This window comes from Deinococcus cellulosilyticus NBRC 106333 = KACC 11606, assembly GCF_007990775.1.
Taxonomy (GTDB): domain Bacteria; phylum Deinococcota; class Deinococci; order Deinococcales; family Deinococcaceae; genus Deinococcus_C; species Deinococcus_C cellulosilyticus.
The window spans coordinates 1-877 of sequence record NZ_BJXB01000092.1 but is presented as its reverse complement, the minus strand read 5'-3'; the positions used below and the strand labels follow the sequence as shown (position 1 = coordinate 877).

Below are 877 nucleotides of genomic sequence, written 5' to 3'. Positions count from 1 at the left end.
TATGCCGTTTAGGGGTGTCCAAATCTGAGGTTGTGTGCTAGAAAAGCAAACGCCAGTCGGGTTTTCAGCGTCCTGAGCGTCTTCACCTGGCTGCTTCTGAGCCCCACGCGCACCACCCATGAAAAAGCTCGCTCAATGCTTACCCGGAGCTTCCCGTACTCTGGCTTCCAACGCACATCCACCCCTGTCGCATTTTTCTTCGGTGGAGTGATGATCCCTGGCGACACGTAAGCCTTATCCCCGATGATTTTCGGACAGCCAAAGTCTGCCCACCGCCCATTGAGCTTCTTGGCACCGGTAAAATCATGCTCATTGGCAGGCAAAACCACATGCTGCACAAACTGGCCTTCTGGGGACAGCCAGACATGGCACTTAAAGCCATACACTTTGCCCTGGGTGGAAAAGCCCAGGGAGGCAAATCTAACTTTGGCGGATAAGCTCCGTTTGGGACGACAAACCGGTAGAGGCATCGAATCGATGATCACCATCTCCTGCTTCTCTGGCCTGCCAACGTATGATTCAATGGCTGATCCAAGCCGTTCTAGACGCAAATAGATCTGCGTGTAACTGGGCAAAGCAGTGAAAAAATTCAGCCGAACGAAATCAAACCAAGTTTTGCGGTAGGGGTGCTTGTTCAGCAGGCGGAACACCTCCAGGGCACAGAGCAGGTCATCGCTGGCTTTTTCGTGTGGGAAACAGTATTTCTTGGGGATCAGGGGCTGAAGTTGGGTTTGTAGCTGCTTTACAGCATCCCTGAGGGGCAGTAAAGTGAGGTTGGGACATGGAGTAGACACCTGTCCCTTTTTTCATGCCTGGAGCGGAGAGTCAACCCCCAAACTTAGCACAGGTTTGCCCTCCCAGCCACCCCTAAACGGCA

1 protein-coding gene is annotated in these 877 nt (G+C 53.0%); it reads right to left on the bottom strand.

Annotated features, from left to right (window positions below):
- Positions 1-8: 8 nt before the first annotated feature.
- Entirely contained in the window at positions 9-650 is a 642-nt protein-coding gene (locus tag DC3_RS28830; protein WP_186816344.1) for a transposase, read from the bottom strand.
- Positions 651-877: the final 227 nt, after the last annotated feature.